Raw genomic sequence first — 15,907 nt, 5'->3', positions numbered from 1 at the left:
TTACACCGTTAAGACCACACAGCTATCGGCATCCCAGCAGAGACGCACTTCGTCACCCCAGGTCGGGGTATCCTTACGAAAGCGATAGGCATTTTGCAACTGGGCGCTGATCATCTGTCCGCTGCGCAGGCGAACGTGATAAATCGACAGGTCACCGAGGTAGGCGATATGCACGACTTCCCCGACGGCAAAGTTACAGCCATCCGCCGGAACGGCTTCGCACAGCATGACTTTTTCCGGACGCAGCGCCACGGAAACGGGTACGCCATCGACCACCGAGACATCCGAGGCGACTTTCAGCGGATGGATCAGCCCCGGGCAGTCAATAATCAGACCATCGTCCTGACGGTCACGCAGCAGGCCTTCGAACAGATTAACCGACCCGATGAATTCAGCGCTGAAGCGCGTGGTCGGATGCTCATAAATCTCTTCCGGCTCGCCCATCTGCACGAATTTGCCCCGGTTCATGATCGCAATACGGCCTGCCATCGTCATCGCTTCTTCCTGATCGTGGGTCACCATGACGCAGGTCGCCCCGACGCGCTCAAGAATATCCACCACTTCATGCTGCATCCGGTCACGCAGTTTTTTGTCCAGTGCCCCCATCGGTTCGTCGAGCAGCAGCAGCTTCGGGCGTTTGGCCAGGCTGCGGGCCAGCGCCACGCGCTGACGCTGACCGCCGGAAAGCTGGTGCGGTTTGCGTCTGGCATATTCCTGCATATGAACCAGAGCAAGCATTTCCGCCACGCGTTCAGCAATCACCTCTTTGGCTAAGCGATCCTGCTTCAGGCCGAACGCAATGTTCTGCTCTACCGTCATATGGGGAAACAGCGCGTAGGACTGGAACATCATATTGATCGGACGCTGATAGGGCGGCACATGGGAGAGATCCAGACCATCCAGCACAATCTGCCCCTGGCTAGGGGACTCGAAGCCAGCCAGCATGCGCAGCAGCGTTGACTTACCGCAGCCAGACGGGCCAAGCAGGGCAAAGATCTCGCCTTTATAAATGGTGAGGTTCACATCATCCACCGCGTGCTGACCGTCAAAAGATTTGGTCAGGTTGCGGATTTCCAGCAGCGGCGTTAACGCCTTATCTGCTTTGCCTTCAGGACGGGGGATTGCGTCGTTCACGACCATGATACTCCGGCGCTAAAAGGGGGGGAACGGTGCGGTGCCCCACCCCTAAAAATGACAAAACAGAGGCCGGTTACCGCGCCTCTGCTGCTTAACAAGTGTAAAACGAGGGTGCGTTACTTACCGCTTTTAACTTTAGTCCATGCACGCGTACGCACACGGTCAAGTTTTGGCTCCTGCACCTTCAGGGTAAACAGTTTTGCCATGGTGTCTGGTGTCGGATAGATCCCCGGGTTGTCACGGATGGCCGGGTCGACAAACGGCAGAGACGCTTTTACGCCACTGGCGTAAAACACCGTATTGGAGATCTGGGCCATCACTTTTGGCTCCATCAGATAGTTAATAAACTGATAGGCCTCATCGACGTTTTTCGCATCTTTAGGAATCGCCAGCATATCGAAGAACGCCAGCGCTCCCTGTTTGGGAATGCTGTAGGCAATATTCACGCCGTTCTTAGCTTCGACTGCACGATTTTTTGCCTGCAGGATATCCCCGGCCCAGCCAATGGCCACGCAGGTGTTTCCGTTCGCCAGATCGTTGATGTACTGAGAGGAGTGGAAGTAGCGAATGCTGGGGCGCAGTTTCAACAGCAGGTCAGTCGCGGCGGTATAATCTTTCGGATCGCTACTGTTAGGATCTTTGCCCAGATAGTTCAGCACGGTGGCAAAGATTTCTTCCGGTGCATCCAGGAAGGATACGCCACAGCTTTTCAGTTTTTCCAGGTTTTCCGGCTTCAGTACCAGATCCCAGCTGTCAACAGGGGCATCTTTGCCCAGCGCCGCTTTCACTTTTTCAACGTTGTAACCGATGCCCGTGGTGGCCCACAGGTATGGAATGGCGTACTTATTACCCGGATCGTGCTGCTCGAGCTTTTTCATCAGCTCCGGGTCAAGGTTTTTGTAGTTTGGCAGCTTGCTTCTGTCCAGCGGCTGGAACACGCCTGACTGGAGCTGGCGTGCCAGAAAGCTGGAGGAAGGCACCACGACATCGTAGCCGGTATTACCCGCCATCATTTTGCCTTCCAGCACTTCGTTGGAGTCGAAGACGTCATACACCACTTTAATACCGGTTTGCTTTTCAAAATCCGCGACGGTATTCGGCGCAATATAATCAGACCAGTTATAAACGTGCAGCGTCTTATCTGCAGCCAGTGAACCCGCAGAGACCGCCATCAGCGCACCCGCGACCACAGCTGACAACCATTTTTTACGTTGGTTGAACATTTTCCATCCTCCTGAACAGAGATAAACTAATGCCGGGCAGGCGAACCGGTGAACACCTGCCTGTTAATACAGGTTAGTACCTTCAAAGAAGCAGAGTGAATCAATATTCATTCTGTTGTTAATACTAAAAACCTATATATCTGGGGACGTTGCACGCATGATGCAGCCACGCAAGAATAGCCGCACTATCAGGTCCAGGCCAGCCCTCAGGGTAAAAAACGCCTTTTATCGATTTTTTATGCACGTTTCCTCTCTGTGATATGCCATTCATGGCATAAACAGCGACTAATATCTGGCATTAAAGGGCAAAATGCAGAATAAAACATCGTTCACACGGAGTAAGAAAGGCCGCTAAAAACTGCGGTTGAGGCGAAGAATGCGCTGGAAAGCGCTGACAGGATCAAAACAGGCGGAGTATGTCTCCGCCTGATGGGTAAACTGAAGGTCAAAGATGGGGTTAATGCAGGACGGAATGCCCATCGGCAATGGGGGTACGATCGTCATCTTCACCGGGCATCAGCAGATGATTGGCAAAGGCTTCCATCACAATCATGGAGATCTGCTCTTCGCTCTGCTTCATAAAGTGAACAAACTGGCCGTAGGTCAGTCCGGCGGTCACCGTGACCGACTGGCAGACAATCAGCTTCGGCAAATTATCATCCTGAATGTCGAGAAACGCCTTCACCGTCAGAGAACTGGCGTTGATCTGCGACAGGTCTGCCAGCAGCGGGATCAGCGCCGTGGGTTTCACCTCGGCCAGCGCCGAAAACAGGATCACGTTGTCCACCAGATCAAGCTTGGCGTCAAACACCCCGTCAAAATTCTGCATATGCGGCAGATGAAGGGCCTGGCATGAATCACACTCAAACCAGGTAATGCTTTGCTGATCCAGCCAACGTCGCAATACGTCGAGATCCGGAACGACGAGTGAATCCATATTCTTTATCTCTTGCCGCAATAAAATTGCGACCTAGCTTACGTAAAAACGCTGCTAAAAACCATAAATACGACAGAAATATGACGCCAGGCGCTGCCTTTTAAGGATTAACCCAGGGATAGCATCGCCGGCCGCAGGGTTTCAGGGGGGCGCGGAATGCGCGGCAATGGTCAGGTCAATCGCCACCCGGTCATCCACTACGCCGACCAGACGGTCTACCCTGAAGGCACTGCGGGAGATGGCCGTAGAGGCATGCAGCGCCAGGCTTTGCGCACCAGTAGCCAGCACGCCATGATTATCCAGCGTGGCCTCCATCACCACCGGGCGACGCACATCTTTCACTGAAAGCAAACCAAAAATTCTGAACTGCCCCTGACCCAACGCGACCACCCGACTGCTGGTAAAAAGTATCCAGGGGTAGTGCGCCGCATCAAAAAACAGCGCCCCTTTAAGCTGGCTGGTCAGCAGAATATTGGACGCCACCAGCGTGGCCACCGGGATTTTCACCTCGATATGGTCCTGCCAGTCGGCGGCGGGATCGAGCGTTACGGTCCCCGTTACCCCCTGCAGGCGGGCCTGAGAAAAAGCATGACCAAACGCGCGCCAGGAGAGGCCTATAGCCGTTTTATCCGTTGAAATAGCATAGGTTGCAGGGGCCGCATACAGCGCCGTACTCATCAGCAATAAAAAACTCAGTAAATACACAGGGCGAGTCATCGGTAAACCTCCGTTTAGCAGTCATAGCGTAAACACCTGACCACGCCATTCTATTCACCGATTTATCCGCATGATGGCTACAGCGCCGGATTGCCCGACGCTAACGATGCCCTTTATCCACCGGTTTTCAGACAAAAACCGGGCTGGGCCTGCTCTTCAATCCATCCAATCATCTTAGCGGCTATATTCAGCCCAGTGGTCTTTTCAATCCCCTCCAGTCCGGGAGACGCATTCACTTCCATCACCAGTGGACCACGGTGAGCGCGCAGGATATCCACACCAGCCACATCCAGTCCCAGCGTCGCGGCAGCTTTGATCGCTATTGCCCGTTCAGCAGCGCTGATCGTTACCCGCCGGGCCCGGCCGCCGCGATGCAGATTCGAGCGGAAATCGCCCTCTTTCGCCTCGCGTTCAATCGCCCCGACCACCTCTCCGCCAATCACCAGACAGCGCACGTCACAGCCGCGGGCTTCTTTGATGAACTCCTGCACAAGGATGTGGGCATTGAGGCCGCGAAAGGCATCTATAACGCTTTCCGCAGCCTGACGAGTTTCCGCCAGCACCACGCCAATGCCCTGCGTCCCCTCAACCAGCTTGACCACCAGCGGTGCGCCCCCCACCATCTCGATCAAATCCCGGGTATCATCCGGTGAATGAGCAAAACCCGTCACCGGCATGGCAATCCCCGCCCTTGCCAGCAGCTGCAGTGAGCGCAGTTTGTCCCGCGCCCGGGCAATCGCCAGCGATTCATTGAGCGGATAACTGCCGCACATTTCGAACTGGCGCAGGACTGCCGTCGCGTAAAACGTGGTGGCGGATCCTATACGCGGGATCACCGCATCGAAGTGCGCCAGCTGACGCCCCTGATAATGAATCGCCGATGAGCCCGGATTGATATTCATATAGCAGGAGAGCGGATCAATGACCTCAACGCTGTGCCCGCGTGCCCGCGCGGCCTCCAGCAAACGCTTACACGAGTAAAGCGAACCATCACGGGAAAGAATGGCAATTTTCACCAGAAGCCTCCGGGGCGAAAGGGTTAGCGCGTTGCCCAGCCCTGCTGATGCAGGTAGTCAAGGATAAACGGGCGGCTCTCTTTAATGATGGTTTTCTGGATATGCTCACTCCAGCTTTCCGAGCGGCGATTGCTGTCGCGTGACTCATAATAAGCCACCAGCTCACGGTCATATTCCGCCAGCAGCACAGGGTCGAGCGGCTGATAGTGGTTTTCGTGCACCAGCATGGCCGCTGGCATACGCGGTTTGGTGTCCGGGTCCTGCTCAGGACTGCCCAGACACAGGCCAAACAGCGGCAGGACAAATTTCGGCAGGCCAAGCAGTTCAGTGACTTCCGCAATGTTGTTACGGATACCGCCAATATAGCAGCCACCAAAGCCCAGCGACTCTGCAGCCACCATTGCATTCTGCGCCATCAGTGCCGTATCGACACAGCCCAGCAGCAGCTGCTCTGCCAGCCCCAGCTGCGCATCAGGGCAGATTTGCTGATTACGGTTAAAGTCGGCGCAGAAGACCCAAAATTCTGCCGCCTGGGCCACATATTTCTGTCCACCGCTGAGGGTCACCAGCGCGTTACGCATCTCCGGATCGGTAATGCGGATAATGGAAGAGCACTGCAAAAAACTGGACGTAGAGGCCGACTGGGCAGCATCCAGGATCGCTGCGCGCTGCTCTGCGGTCATCGCCTGGTCGCTGAAGGCACGAATCGAACGGTGCGAACACATTAGCTTAATGGTCGGCGTCATGGGGATCTCCTGGTTTGGGCTTGTCACGCGAAGATCGCGTGTTAAAAAGGTCGGGTGCCATGACCCTTGCCGTCCGCCACATCATGACCGTGGCGGCAGGCAGCATCAGAGCAATCCCGGCAAAAATCATTACTGTTGCGGCAAGTTTACCGGTTAATGGCGACGGCAAGGGTAGCATTTCATGTAACGTCAGGTAAGAGAGGATGAGCAGCACTATGCCAAGGACTTCAAGAACCAGCACTGCCCGGGGAAGTTGAGTAAATGCACGCATAATGGCTCTCCTGCTGACGGCATTATTCTGACCGGGTGAGGATATTAAAGCGCAGAATGTGCGTTTGTGCATAGGTGCAGCGAATCAGACTAACAGGTAATTCCTTCTTCCTTTCAGCCTGGGATGCGGGCATCATAAGCGCCAATAAGCCATGATATGTGACTTGTATCACATAAAAGTTCTGACCCTTTGAGGAGAAACCTATGTTTGCAGTGATTTTTGGACGTCCTGCCTGCCCGTACTGTGTCCGCGCGAAAGAGCTGGCTGAAAAACTGACGGAAGAACGTGATGACTTTAATTTCCGCTATGTGGATATTCACGCTGAAGGGATCAGCAAGGCTGACTTAGAGAAGACCGTGGGCAAGCCGGTTGAAACCGTGCCGCAGATCTTCCTCGACCAGACGCACATCGGTGGCTGCACAGAATTCGAAGCCTACGCGAAAGAAAACCTGGGTCTGTTCCAGTAACACCCACTGTTTGATATAGCACCGCACGTAAGCTGTCCCTGGTCGCCCCGGTCACCGATCGCGGTAAGCTGCCGGGGAGCTTTCGTTTTCCCTGCAACCTGATAACCGGGATAGGGGCATGGCGCGTAACAGGCTCCCTGAGCGACGGTAGCCGATCGCTTATCGACCAGCCGCATTATGCGCCCGCTATAACTGCCTTTTCCTGTCCTGTTGCTGATGCATCTCCATCAGCGTTCGCCACAACATCACCGTTAATGTCCCCGACCCGCACCAGAATACGGCGCTGGCAATAAAGGCGATCTCCTGACCCAGTCCCAAACGGTTAAACCCGTCTGACTGCATCAGCAGCAGACAGGGCGGTGACGCCAGGGCAATGGCAACGGCCATCGCCGTCAGCGGGGCGTCACGGGAAGTTAAGGCGGCCAGCGCTCCGGGTAAGACAAACAGCAACAGCCCCAGTTGGGCATGGCCGCTGTACCCTGCGGGTAGCGGAAAACGTACGGCAATGTAGATTGCACCATAGAGTACGCTGCAAGCGATAAGGCCTGACCAACGGATACCTTTCATCCACACGAGAATTTTCTCCGGGTAATTATCAACCCAATTCAATTCATTTCGACGAATCAATGAGTCAGCCCACTGACGCTGAGTAACCGCTTTTTATCCTGAGTATTTGCCGAAAACAAAACCCGTAACAAATAAGCCTGCCAGGTGCTGGCTGTCATCCACCATAGCGACTAAAATGAGTCGCGCTTTATCTGGCAGTCGGCTAAGACCTCTCTTAACAGGCAACAGGCATGGCTACCGTTACGCAGTGAAATTTAGCGCATAAACCCCTTCCCATCAATAGGTTACTGGTAAACAAGAAGTTAAACCGTGAATATAAACGTCGCAGATTTGTTAAGTGGAAATTACATTCTGTTATTATTTGTCGTACTGGCGCTGGGGTTATGTTTAGGCAAACTTCGGTTAGGTTCTGTTCAACTCGGTAATTCTATTGGCGTTTTAGTTGTTTCTTTACTGCTCGGCCAGCAGCATTTCTCGATTAATACCGACGCCCTCAATTTAGGCTTTATGTTATTTATTTTTTGCGTTGGCGTGGAAGCCGGTCCCAATTTTTTCTCTATTTTCTTCCGCGACGGGAAAAATTATCTGATGCTGGCCATTGTGATGGTCACCAGCGCGATGATCCTTGCACTGGGCCTGGGGAAACTGTTCGGCTGGGATATCGGCCTGACGGCCGGGATGCTGGCGGGTTCAATGACCTCCACCCCGGTACTGGTTGGCGCGGGGGATACTCTACGCCAGACGCTGACTGACGGCCAGAGCCTGAGTCAGGCACAGGATCACCTGAGCCTGGGCTACGCACTGACCTACCTGATTGGTCTGGTCAGCCTGATTTTTGGCGCACGCTATCTGCCAAAACTGCAGCATCAGGATCTGCCCACCAGCGCCCAACAGATTGCCCGCGAGCGCGGTCTGGATCCTGACAGCCAGCGGAAAGTCTATCTGCCTGTGATCCGCGCCTACCGCGTTGGGCCGGAACTGGTGGCGTGGATTGACGGTAAAAATCTGCGTGAGCTGGGGATCTACCGCCAGACGGGCTGCTATATTGAGCGTATTCGACGCAACGGTATCCTGGCCAACCCGGATGGTGACGCAGTGCTTCAGCCGGGAGATGAAATTTCTCTGGTGGGCTATCCTGACGCACACTCCCGCCTCGACCCCAGCTTTCGTAACGGTAAAGAAGTCTTCGATCGTGACCTGCTGGATATGCGCATCGTCAATGAAGAGATCGTGGTTAAAAATAACAATGCGGTGAATAAACGCCTGAGCCAGCTGAAGCTGACCGATCACGGCTGCTTTCTGAACCGGGTGATCCGCAGCCAGATTGAGATGCCGATCGACGACAGCATTATTCTCAATAAAGGCGATGTGCTGCATATCAGCGGTGAGGCAAGGCGCGTGAAGGCGGTGGCAGACCGCATCGGCTTTATCTCCATTCACAGCCAGATGACCGATCTGCTGGCTTTCTGCGCTTTCTTTATTATCGGCCTGATGATCGGCATGATCACCTTCCAGTTCAGCAGCTTTAACTTTGGCATTGGTAACGCTGCCGGGCTGCTGTTTGCCGGGATTATGCTGGGCTTCCTGCGCGCCAACCACCCGACATTTGGCTATATCCCCCAGGGCGCACTGACCATGGTGAAAGAGTTTGGTCTGATGGTCTTTATGGCGGGCGTAGGGCTGAGCGCCGGTAGCGGTATCACTAAAGGGCTGGGTGAAACCGGTCTGCTGATGCTGGGAGCCGGTCTGGTCGTCAGCCTGGTGCCGGTGATTATCTGTTTCCTGTTCGGAGCCTGGGTGCTGAAAATGAACCGCGCCCTGCTGTTCGGTGCCATTATGGGCGCACGTACCTGTGCGCCAGCCATGGAGATCATCAGTGATACCGCGCGCAGTAATATCCCGGCACTCGGCTATGCAGGAACCTATGCTATTGCTAACGTTTTGCTGACACTGGCCGGGACGCTGATTGTGATAATCTGGCCGATCCTTGGTGGGTAAAAAAAATTAATCGATTTCAGAGAACTTTTGTTGTGGGCTGAAGTCTTAATTAGTGCCACTGCTTTTCTTTGAAATCCCCTGATTGTGGAGCCCGTTAATCTTATGATTATCGGGTTTTTTTCTTTTGTGCTCCCCCTGCTGATCCCCCCTTCTCCTTAATGTTTCCTTAAGCCCTCCCCGGCAAACTGACAGCCTGGTCCTTCGTCAGACAGTTAAATTTTCATGAAATCGTCATTAATCCTCAACAAAAGCCAAACGAGCCATGCAATTAAGAGCGAAACTCTTTACCCCTTACCTGCTGGCTTTTACCTTAAGCAATTCGTGCTGTTAATTCTCAGTGCGATGCTGTTTATCTGGCTGTCGCGCAGTGAACGCTGGGATATGGCGATAACGCGGATGTGGTTCGATCCGCTGACCGGACAGTTTCCGTGGAAAGATAATGTCTGGCTGGATGCGATCAACCATCGTCTGCTGAAGCAGGGCGTTATCGTCATGGGCGTTCTGCTGCTGCTGGCCGGGTTTATCCGCCGTCAGCCGCGCTGGGTACTGGTGGCGCTGCTGATGGGCATTGGCCCGCTGGTGGTGGGCGTGCTGAAAGCCACCAGTGCCCACTCCTGCCCGTGGGACCTGGTGGAATTTGGTGGGAAGGCGGTCTCCTACCCGCTGTTCGGTGCGGTGCCGCTCAACAGCGGGCCCGGGCACTGCTTCCCGGGCGGCCATGCCTCCAGCGGGTTTAGCGCACTGGCGCTGTTTTTTCTGTTTTACCCGCGCCAGCCGCGCCTGGCCTGGGTCTGCTGGTGGTCCGCCCTGGCCCTCGGCATGGTCATGGGTTTTGGCCAGATTATGCGCGGCGCCCACTTTCTCTCTCACAATTTGTGGGCGGCATGGTGGGTCTGGCTGACGCAGTGTGTGATTTTTGGGTGCGTAACGTACCTGCTGAAAAGAACGAGGAAATTCTGATGATGGAAGAGTTAAACCGGGTGCTGTTTCTCTGGGTTAACGCCAGTACTGATTCGCCTGAATGGCTGATTGCCCTGGCGACGTTTATTGCCCGCGATCTTATTGCCATTGTGCCCCTGCTGATTGTCGGGCTATGGCTGTGGGGACCACGCAGCCAGCTCACCTCACAGCGTGTGTTGGTGGTGAAAACAGGTGTGGCTCTGCTCTATGCTCTGGCCATCTCCTGGTGCCTTGCCCATCTGTTCCCCCATCCACGGCCTTTTGCCATCGGTCTTGGTAATCAGTTCCTGTCGCACGCGCCTGATGATTCTTACCCCAGCGATCACGGCACGGTTATCTTTACCTTTGCCATCGCCTTTATTTGCTGGCACCGGATGTGGTCAGGTGCCATTTTACTGGTCACCGGCGTAGCCATTGCCTGGTCGCGCGTCTACCTTGGCATACACTGGCCGCTGGATATGCTGGGTGGCATGCTGGTCGGGCTGCTCTCGTGCCTGTTTGCGCAAATTTTCTGGCAGTTCTGCGGCGGCGCGTTGCTGCCCCGACTCTCTTCGCTTTATCGCACCGTCTTTGCCTTTCCCATCAGTAAAGGTTGGGTTCGCGATTAATCTTTATTTAGGGCCTGATTATTCAGGCCCTTTTTGCATTGATGCAGATCATCGTATCTTCTTTTAAAACACGAAAACTTTGCTGTTATTTCAGACAGCGGGGCGTTATTTATTGCGCAACACGCGCTTTAATCACGCCCGTTATTTTCCCTGTTGCGCAATAGCCCCCTGCCGGAAAAAATCCCTGCCACCCCAAAAACACAACCCACTGATAAATAGTATTATTTAATAAAAAACGCCACTATTATAACCAGAATAGCTCACTACTTACCCAGTTAAAAAACAAAAAAAGCAGTGTAAATAGCTGTTTAAACACCATTTAGCTGGTGATTAACGCCCTGAAAAAACAGCCTTGCAGACATTCACACTAAAAAAGGTGATGAAAGTGTGATTACGATCACCGGTAACCACAAAGACAGTGCTTTCATCTATTTTTTCTGGTGGTAGAGTGTGCGCCATTAAATCAAAGTAATTAATTAAAGCCGTAATCAGAAGCGAATTCTGTAGAGGCGAATGAAATACGATTTAGTTAATTGTTTTTACCTTTTAACCTGGAGAAATCATGGACACATCCCAAACGGCGGTGTTGAGCCCCGAAGCAACACAGGATGCCAGCGCGTGGCGTAAAACTGACACCATGTGGATGCTCGGCCTGTACGGCACAGCTATCGGTGCCGGCGTGCTGTTTCTGCCGATCAATGCCGGGATTGGCGGGCTGATCCCGCTGGTTATCATGGCGATACTGGCCTTCCCGATGACCTTTTTTGCTCACCGTGGCCTGTGCCGTTTTGTGCTCTCCGGCCGTCAGCCGGGTGAAGATATCACGGAGGTAGTTGAAGAGCATTTTGGCGTCGGGGCCGGTAAACTTATTACCCTGCTCTACTTCTTTGCCATCTACCCGATCCTGCTGGTCTACAGCGTGGCGATCACTAATACCGTAGAAAGCTTTATGACCCATCAGCTGCACCTGCAGGCACCGCCACGCGCCCTGCTGGCGCTGATTCTGATTGTCGGGTTGATGACTATTGTGCGTTTTGGCAAAGAGATTATCGTCAAAACCATGAGCGTGCTGGTGTATCCGTTTGTCCTGGTGCTGATGGTGCTGGCGCTCTATCTGATCCCGCACTGGAGCAGCGCGATTTTTGATAATGTCAGCATGAGCGGAACAGGAAAAGGGCTGATGATGACCCTGTGGCTGGCTATCCCGGTCATGGTTTTTTCCTTCAACCATTCACCGATTATCTCTGCCTTTGCCGTTGCCAAGCGCGAAGAGTATGGCGATCAGGCTGAGCCTAAATGCTCACGGATACTGGCACGCAGCCATGTGATGATGGTGCTCACCGTCATGTTCTTTGTGTTCAGTTGCGTACTCAGCCTGTCGCCAGCCAACCTGGCGGAAGCCAAAGCGCAGAACATCTCTATCCTGTCTTACCTGGCCAACCATTTTGACACCCCGCTGATGGCGTGGCTGGCCCCCGTCATTGCAATGGTGGCCATTACGAAATCCTTCCTGGGTCACTACCTCGGCGCGCGTGAAGGCTTTAACGGCACCGTAAACAAAATGCTGCGCAGCCGTGGGAAATCCATTGCCGAACATAAACTGAATCGCTTTACGGCATTGTTTATGCTGGTGACCACCTGGATTGTCGCCACGCTGGACCCAAGTATTCTGGGTCTGATTGAAAGCCTGGGCGGCCCGATCATTGCCGTCCTGCTGTTCCTGATGCCGATGTATGCCATCAACAAAGTGCCGGCAATGCGCAAATACAGCGGTAAACTGAGTAATGTCTTTGTGGTGCTGGTTGGCCTGGTGGCGATTTCAGCCGTCGCTTACGACCTGTTCTGACGGGGTGGGCCGACCGGTAAACGGGTCGGCCCCTTACTGATTAAGCGAACCAGCTGCCAAACCAGCCGTTCATTTTCATCATGATGTAGTCCCAGATACGCCCAAAGAAGCCCGCCTCTTTCACCTCATCTAATACCACCAGCGGCCGCTGCGCGATGGATTTTCCGTCCAGCTGGAAGTCGATGGTCCCCACCACCTGATTTTTTGCCAGCGGTGCCGTCAGCTGCGGCTGGGCAAGCGTAAAACTGGCCTTGAGATTTTTCAGCTGTCCTTTGGGCAGGGTGATCGCCGCATCCTTCGCCACGCCCAGATTGACCTCTTTTCGCTCACCAAACCAGACACGCTGGGTGGCAAACGCATTCCCTGCCTTAATCGGTGTCACCGTTTCATAAAAACGGAAGCCCCATGTCAGCAGTTTTTCACTTTCTTTAAAGCGAATAGCATCAGTGGCGGCTCCCAGCACTACCGATATCAGCCGCTGATCGCCGTCAACGGCAGAGGCCACAAGGTTGTTTCCCGCGCCGGACGTGTGGCCGGTCTTGATGCCGTCAACCTGGAGGTTGGTGCTCCACAGCAGCCGGTTACGGTTGTACTGACGGATCTTGTTAAAAGTGAATTCTTTCTCCTTATGCAGCGCATACTCCTCCGGCACGTCGCGGATCAGCGCCTGCCCAATCAGCGCCATGTCGCGTGCGGTACTGTACTGCCCGGAAGAATCCAGCCCGTGCACCGTTTTGAAGTGGGTGTTTTTCAGCCCCAACGCCTGCACATAATTGTTCATCAGGCCCACAAAGGAGTCCTGGCTCCCTACCACATGGTCGGCAAGTGCAATGCTGGCATCATTACCTGACTGTATAACAATGCCTTTGTTCAGTTCAGATACCGGGATGCGGTCTCCCGGCTTAAGAAACATCAGCGACGATCCCTGCAAAATCGGATTGCCCGTGGCCCAGGCGTCCTTCCCGACGGTGACCATATCGTCTTTGCTGATCTTACCCGCTTTCAGCGCCTGGCCGGTCACGTAGCTGGCCATCATTTTGGTCAGACTGGCCGGATCAAGACGTTCATCGGCATTGGACTCGGCCAGCACTTTTCCACTGTGATAGTCCATCAGCACCCAGGCTTTCGCCGCGATCTGCGGGGCCGCGGGTGCCTGCTCAGCCCGCGCAGGTGACAGCGACAGCAACAGCAAAGTGGTGGGGGTAGCCAGTGCAAAAACACGGGAAGAGAAAGACGTATTTTTCATGGGGTGACCGCTTATCCATTTGAAAGGCAATTATAAAAGTGAAACCAGGTGTTTAACTGTCCTACACTAAGGCGTTATATCCTGAAAATGAACAACTTAACCGTAAAGTTTCTTAGAGTTTATTCAATCTGGCAGAATTTGCCCGACTCTCTGGCTGATTTTTCGTCATTTTTAACGGGATTAAAACGGGCGAAAATCCGAATTTGCCGCGAACAGTTAAGCCTGTCACAAAATTCCGCTACTCTGAGACGCCACTGCCCGAGGAGTTTGATGATGGATTTAGCGCTGTTCGATCTCGACGAGACACTGATTTGCGAAGACAGTACCGGTCTGTGGCTGCGCTGGCTGGTTGCGCAGGGGTTTGCCCCCGACGGACTGATCGATGAGGAGCGGGCCCTGATGGAGCAGTACTATCAGGGTTCTCTGTCGATGGAAGAGTATATGCACACCACACTGTCACCGCTGAATGGCATGGCGGCCTCGACGGTATCTGGTTGGATCCGCCGGTTTATTCATCGCGATATTCTGCCCCGTGTCTACCCTGCCGCCCGGGAGCGCATGGCCTGGCACCGGCAGCGGGGGGACACCATTCTGGTTATCTCCGCCAGCGGCGAGCATCTGGTCGCACCGATAGCTGAACAGCTGGGGGCATGTGGGGCACTGGCGATAGGCGTAGAAGTTATCGATGACCGCTACAGTGGACAGATCTACGGCACGCTGACCTATAAAGAAGGGAAAGTGACCCGGCTAAAAGAGTGGCAGGCCGCTCAGCAGACCGCCCCTTTTTCCCACATCTGGGCATACAGTGATTCGATAAATGATCTGGCCATGCTGGAACATGCGGATCACGCCTGTGTGATTAATCCCGCGGCAGCGCTGAATCAGCTGGCACTGCAGCGCGGCTGGGAAATTTGCCGCTGGGCCAGATAGCCTTCAGGGCTGACCGTAGCAGGTCAGCCCTGCTGACATCAGGGTTGCAGACCCACCCTGAGCAGCTTGCCGTTGCGCTCATCGGTCAGGACATACAGCCAGCCGTCCGGCCCGCTGCGCACGTCACGAATGCGTTCGCCGCGTTCGGTCAGCAAGCGCGCCTGCTCTTCAACCCGATCGCCGTTCACCCGCAGCTGGATCAGGTTCTTTTCTTTCAGCGCGCCGATAAACAGACTGTCTTTCCACTGGGGAAAACGGCTGCCGCTGTAGAATGCCATGCCGCTGATTGCCGGGGAGACTTTCCAGTATAAAACTGGCTGTTCCGTGCCCGCCACCCGTCCTCCTTTCGAACCGGGTACCGTATCACCGCTGTAATCAATGCCCCAGGTCGCCAGCGGCCAGCCGTAATTCTTACCCTTGCGCGGAATGTTGATTTCATCGCCGCCGCGCGGCCCGTGTTCACTTTCCCAGATTTCACCGCTGGCGGGGTTCATAGCCAGCCCCTGTGGGTTACGCATTCCCCAGCTCCAGATCTCTGAACGCGCTCCCGCTTTATGTGCCAGTGGATTATCGGCCGGTACGGAACCATCGGCATTCAGGCGAATAATTTTTCCCTGAAGTGCTGACAGATCCTGCGCTTTTTCCGCCTGGAAATTATCACCAAAGGCGATAAACAGGTGGCCGGTACGGTCAAAGGCCATCCTGGTGCCCAGATTCGCCCCGGTTGACACGCCCTGCTGACGCAGGACTTCACGGAAATCGGTTAAGCGAAGAGAATCATCACTCAGGCGGGCATAGCCTACCGCAGCCCCGGCGCGACCATCATGCCCGCCTACGGTATAGCTGAGCCAGACACGGCGGCTGCTGGTAAAGTCCGGGGCCAGCACCACATCCAGTAATCCCCCCTGGCGCTGCGCCCAGACGTCAGGCACGCCAGCGATCGCAGGCGACAGGCCCTTCCCCGCCTGCCAGCGCCGCAGCTGGCCGGAGCGCTCGGTGATCAGCAGTCCCTGATCTTCGGGTAAAAAGGCCAGCGACCACGGATGGTCAAGCCTGTCCTGCAGTACCTCTACCTGAACCTTATTCGCCAGCACTGAAGGGCTGAGTAATAACGCCGGAAGGAACGCGAATGCCGCCAGGTAATGCCTCATCGTAATTGCTCCTTGTAACCATTTGTTAAATAAATTTAGCTAAGTTGTCAGTAATTGCCGAATTATCTGGCGCACTGCGCTATATTT

Annotated in this window: 16 protein-coding genes; 6 read left to right on the top strand and 10 right to left on the bottom strand. The window is 54.4% G+C overall.

Annotated elements, in window-relative coordinates:
• From potG to ACZ3HG_RS15720, 7 genes are all read right to left on the bottom strand, one after another.
• Window positions 1–1,134: a putrescine ABC transporter ATP-binding subunit PotG gene (gene potG / locus ACZ3HG_RS15750; protein WP_191933656.1), complete on the bottom strand. Its 1,134-nt coding sequence runs from the start codon at window positions 1,132–1,134 to the stop codon at window positions 1–3.
• 119 nt (window positions 1,135–1,253) lie between these two features.
• Entirely contained in the window at window positions 1,254–2,360 is a 1,107-nt protein-coding gene (gene potF, locus ACZ3HG_RS15745) for a spermidine/putrescine ABC transporter substrate-binding protein PotF (protein ID WP_191933326.1), read from the bottom strand.
• A gap of 457 nt (window positions 2,361–2,817) precedes the next feature.
• A complete protein-coding gene (locus ACZ3HG_RS15740) occupies window positions 2,818–3,297 on the bottom strand; it encodes a YbjN domain-containing protein (protein WP_191933327.1) in 480 nt (159 codons plus the stop codon).
• Between the two features lie 141 nt (window positions 3,298–3,438).
• Window positions 3,439–4,014: a YceI family protein gene (locus tag ACZ3HG_RS15735; protein WP_465333336.1), complete on the bottom strand. Its 576-nt coding sequence runs from the start codon at window positions 4,012–4,014 to the stop codon at window positions 3,439–3,441.
• Between the two features lie 113 nt (window positions 4,015–4,127).
• Entirely contained in the window at window positions 4,128–5,030 is a 903-nt protein-coding gene (gene rimK / locus ACZ3HG_RS15730; RefSeq protein ID WP_191933329.1) for a 30S ribosomal protein S6--L-glutamate ligase, read from the bottom strand.
• A gap of 23 nt (window positions 5,031–5,053) precedes the next feature.
• Window positions 5,054–5,776, bottom strand: coding sequence for an oxygen-insensitive NADPH nitroreductase (gene nfsA, locus ACZ3HG_RS15725; protein ID WP_191936437.1), 723 nt, complete (start codon window positions 5,774–5,776; stop codon window positions 5,054–5,056).
• On the bottom strand, window positions 5,760–6,047 hold the full coding sequence (locus ACZ3HG_RS15720) for a YbjC family protein (RefSeq protein ID WP_191933331.1): 288 nt from the start codon (window positions 6,045–6,047) through the stop codon (window positions 5,760–5,762). Before ACZ3HG_RS15720 ends, nfsA begins: the two co-directional genes overlap by 17 nt.
• 203 nt (window positions 6,048–6,250) lie before the next feature.
• Between ACZ3HG_RS15720 and ACZ3HG_RS15715 the strand changes: the two genes are divergently transcribed.
• Window positions 6,251–6,514: a GrxA family glutaredoxin gene (locus ACZ3HG_RS15715; RefSeq protein WP_191933332.1), complete on the top strand. Its 264-nt coding sequence runs from the start codon at window positions 6,251–6,253 to the stop codon at window positions 6,512–6,514.
• A gap of 186 nt (window positions 6,515–6,700) precedes the next feature.
• Here ACZ3HG_RS15715 and ybjM read toward each other — a convergent pair whose 3' ends face one another.
• Entirely contained in the window at window positions 6,701–7,081 is a 381-nt protein-coding gene (ybjM, locus tag ACZ3HG_RS15710; RefSeq protein ID WP_191933333.1) for an inner membrane protein YbjM, read from the bottom strand.
• Window positions 7,082–7,390: 309 nt separating this feature from the next.
• Between ybjM and ACZ3HG_RS15705 the strand changes: the two genes are divergently transcribed.
• The 4 genes from ACZ3HG_RS15705 to ACZ3HG_RS15690 all read left to right on the top strand — a co-directional run bounded on the left by ACZ3HG_RS15705 (window position 7,391) and on the right by ACZ3HG_RS15690 (window position 12,493).
• Complete coding sequence (locus ACZ3HG_RS15705) at window positions 7,391–9,079, top strand: aspartate:alanine antiporter (protein ID WP_191933334.1); 1,689 nt, start codon at window positions 7,391–7,393, stop codon at window positions 9,077–9,079.
• 222 nt (window positions 9,080–9,301) lie between these two features.
• Window positions 9,302–10,039 carry a phosphatase PAP2 family protein gene (locus tag ACZ3HG_RS15700; protein WP_191933335.1) on the top strand — a complete coding sequence of 246 codons (738 nt, stop codon included), beginning with the start codon at window positions 9,302–9,304 and terminating at the stop codon, window positions 10,037–10,039.
• Window positions 10,040–10,041: 2 nt separating this feature from the next.
• A complete protein-coding gene (ybjG, locus tag ACZ3HG_RS15695) occupies window positions 10,042–10,647 on the top strand; it encodes an undecaprenyl-diphosphate phosphatase (RefSeq protein WP_191933657.1) in 606 nt (201 codons plus the stop codon).
• A gap of 562 nt (window positions 10,648–11,209) precedes the next feature.
• Window positions 11,210–12,493, top strand: coding sequence for an HAAAP family serine/threonine permease (locus tag ACZ3HG_RS15690; protein ID WP_191933336.1), 1,284 nt, complete (start codon window positions 11,210–11,212; stop codon window positions 12,491–12,493).
• Between the two features lie 40 nt (window positions 12,494–12,533).
• Here ACZ3HG_RS15690 and ACZ3HG_RS15685 read toward each other — a convergent pair whose 3' ends face one another.
• The gene (locus ACZ3HG_RS15685; RefSeq protein WP_465333331.1) at window positions 12,534–13,739 is read right to left on the bottom strand and encodes a serine hydrolase; all 1,206 of its coding nucleotides are present in this window, start codon (window positions 13,737–13,739) and stop codon (window positions 12,534–12,536) included.
• A 273-nt stretch (window positions 13,740–14,012) separates the two neighbouring features.
• Between ACZ3HG_RS15685 and ACZ3HG_RS15680 the strand changes: the two genes are divergently transcribed.
• Window positions 14,013–14,669 carry an HAD family hydrolase gene (locus tag ACZ3HG_RS15680; protein WP_191933658.1) on the top strand — a complete coding sequence of 219 codons (657 nt, stop codon included), beginning with the start codon at window positions 14,013–14,015 and terminating at the stop codon, window positions 14,667–14,669.
• Window positions 14,670–14,707: 38 nt separating this feature from the next.
• Here the strand turns inward: ACZ3HG_RS15680 and ACZ3HG_RS15675 are convergent, their stop codons facing one another.
• Window positions 14,708–15,820: a PQQ-dependent sugar dehydrogenase gene (locus tag ACZ3HG_RS15675; RefSeq protein ID WP_465333329.1), complete on the bottom strand. Its 1,113-nt coding sequence runs from the start codon at window positions 15,818–15,820 to the stop codon at window positions 14,708–14,710.
• Window positions 15,821–15,907: the final 87 nt, after the last annotated feature.

This window comes from Erwinia sp. PME.40.26/001 (assembly GCF_055556675.1).
The sequence above is the reverse complement of the archived record's forward strand: the minus strand, read 5'-3'. Positions and strand labels throughout refer to the sequence as shown.